The sequence below is a fragment of the Helicobacter monodelphidis genome (assembly GCF_003288845.1).
Lineage (GTDB): Bacteria > Campylobacterota > Campylobacteria > Campylobacterales > Helicobacteraceae > NHYN01.
Genome location: NZ_NHYN01000050.1, coordinates 1 through 2,867, shown reverse-complemented (window position 1 = coordinate 2,867; position 2,867 = coordinate 1). Strand labels below are relative to the sequence as shown.

The following is a 2,867-nucleotide window of genomic DNA, read 5'->3' as shown; positions in this document are numbered from 1 at the left end:
CAGAATGTAGAAATAGCGAATCATTCTAAAGATATAAGCACAGCAGTAGATAATGTAGCAGCACAAATACTAGCAGATGTGAATAAGAAGAAGTTTTAGGGGGAGGGGTAAAAATTGAAAGGGTTAATAGAGTTCTAGTTTGATTTATGATTGTCTATTTTTCTTAAGCTATAATTAAGAAGTAGCAATACAAAAATAATTGAGTGTCTTAAGGAGTTTTAGAATGAAAACAATAATTGACAAGGCAGATTCTAGGGGATTTGCACGATATGATTGGCTAGAAACTTACCATACTTTTAGTTTTGCAAACTATCACAATCCAGAGCGAATGGGCTTTGGGGCGTTGCGTGTGCTGAATGATGATATTATCGCACCAAAAATGGGCTTTGATATGCACCCTCATCGCAATATGGAAATCGTTACTATTCCGCTATATGGAAAGCTCCGACACGGCGATAGTCTGCAAAATGCAGAGACTATCACTTATGGCGATATTCAAGTGATGAGTGCGGGTAGCGGTATCGTCCATAGCGAATATAATGCGAGTGAGAGCGAGCCTGTGGGGCTTTTGCAAATTTGGATTCTACCAAAAACTAATGGCGGGACACCGCGATATAATAGCTTTGATATTCGCTCCAAACTTCGTCCAAATGAGCTTTGCGAGATTATCGCACCAGATTTGGAGACGGCTTTGGGGCAAGATACTTGGTTTTTGCTTGGTGAATTTGAGCATGAGACAAAGCTCAATTATACGCTTCATAGTAAGCAAAATGGCGTCTATATGTTTGTTATCGAAGGCAAAGTGAGTGATTCTAAAGGTGATTTGAGCTTAGGGCGACGCGATGGAGCGGGAATCTATGAGGTGGAAAGTCTTGCTTTTAATATAAGCAAAGATTCTAAGATTTTGCTTATCGAAGTGCCGATGTGAGCAAGACCTAAAAAATAAATTTTTGTATAATATTGATACATATGTATCCAAAGGTTTTGCAAAATCATTTTAAAATATTAAAAGGTTATTTTTGCGGGTAAAATGAATTGATGAATTTCTATTAATTATTGCAAAGTGATTGTAATGATGACCAGCAAATTATGGAAAATTCCTTAATAAATTTTGCAGATGGTAGTCGACGGAAATATTTAAGTTATAATCTCATTAATGTATTTTTATTAGTTATTTCTCTTTTTCTATGGAAGGCATTGCTTGTTTAGTGACTTGTCTTATTTTTTGTAGAGTTATCTGAACCCCCCTATTTTTGCTTTAGATAGATAATTAAGTTTGAGGAGTACCGAAAAAACTACGGATATTAACATATATTTAAAGTAAAAAATTTTACAATGCTTTTCCTATTTTTGTTTTTACAACATAAGGAGTGTAAATGGTTAGTTTCTACAATAACCTTAAGATTGGCACAAAGTTGATTCTTATCGTATTGATTATTTTTGCTATACTACTTGCGACTGTTAGCGCATTTAATTATCAGAGAACATCAAAAGAAACGGTTGAGGTTTATGGGGGTATTCAGCAACTTGCATTGAATGCGGCTTATAATACAATTAACATTACAATGGATATTGAGGCACAACAACATTTGAAAATGATTGCAGAATCTCTAATGCAAGTTGACCACAATGATGTAGTTACACAGAGAAACATTTTGCGTAAGGCATCAAATCTTATCGAGTATCCTTCTATTTATGTTGTCTATGATAGTGATGGCAGAACCCTCATAGAGGATTTTAAACCTAACAATCATTCCCCTGTGTCCACTGAATGGGATAATCTTGGAGAATTAAGGGATAAGACTTGGTATCAAGAAGCAAAGAATACAAATAAGCTAATCGTAACACCAACATACGAATCTAGTGCAGGTGTGAATAAAGGTAAACTTCTTTCTACTGTTGCGATGCCGGTTACAAAGAATGGACAATTTATAGGAGTTGTTGGGCTTGATATTTTTGTTGATGCTTTTCAGCGAAGATTCCAAAATTTTAAGCGTCCAGAGCTCCCTAGTATGAGAATCTTTATGACAGATAGCACAGGGCGGATTTTTTCTCACGATGACCCGGCAATTGTTGCTGACCCTACTCCAACAGTAGCAGAAATTGCTTTAATGGAGGCTCTAAAGACTAGCAAAGAGGGTAAAATCTTTTATCGTTCTGAAGGTAGAGGGGAGACTATATCGTTTTATAAGCAATTTCCTTTTGGTTGGACAATTGTTTCATCTGCAAGCGTGGGTGATTACACGGGTGCTATCAATGCGGCATTAGTTTCTGCTTCGCTTCTTGCATTGGTTTTGATGGTGTTAGGGGCTATCATTTTATTCTTTATTCTTAAAAAAATGCTAAAACCTTTAGCCTTGATTAGCGATGGTTTACTTTCGTTTTTTAAATATCTCAATCATGAAACAAAAACTGCCCCATCCCCTCTTGCAGAAAGCAAGGATGAGTTAGGGGTAATGGCTAAAGCTATTAATGTGAATGTTGAACGCACCAAGCAAGGTTTGGAGCAAGATGCAAATCTTGTGAAAGAGTCGCTAGATACGATTGAATATACAAGAAGTAGTGGAAAAGCAGAAAGACGTATTATGAATGTTGGGAGTAACCCACAACTTAACGCATTGAGAGATTCTATCAATCAGCTTTTAGAATTACTTGCAACGGCTGTTGGGAAGAATTTACCAGAGCTCAATCGTGTATTTGATTCCTATGCAAAACTTGATTTCACTACAGAAGTTCAAGATGCAAATGGACGTGTAGAAATTGTTACCAACACACTTGGAGAAGAAATAAGAAAAATGCTTCATACTTCAGCAAACTTCGCTAAAGACTTAGAATCTAAATCAAAAGATTTAGAAGAAGCAGTAAGA

2 protein-coding genes are annotated in these 2,867 nt (G+C 36.2%); both read left to right on the top strand.

The window, feature by feature from the left end; translation table 11 throughout:
• The first annotated feature begins 223 nt into the window (after positions 1-223).
• On the top strand, positions 224-928 hold the full coding sequence (locus CCZ01_RS09760) for a pirin family protein (protein WP_112053016.1): 705 nt from the start codon (positions 224-226) through the stop codon (positions 926-928).
• Between the two features lie 448 nt (positions 929-1,376).
• The coding region (locus CCZ01_RS09755; protein WP_146745252.1) for a cache domain-containing protein at positions 1,377-2,867 on the top strand (1,491 nt) is incomplete at its 3' end.

Coding starts and splice junctions, on each gene's coding strand:
- CCZ01_RS09760 (WP_112053016.1), top strand. CDS start 224: ATGAAAACAATAATTGACAAGGCAGATTCTAGGGGATTTGCACGATAT.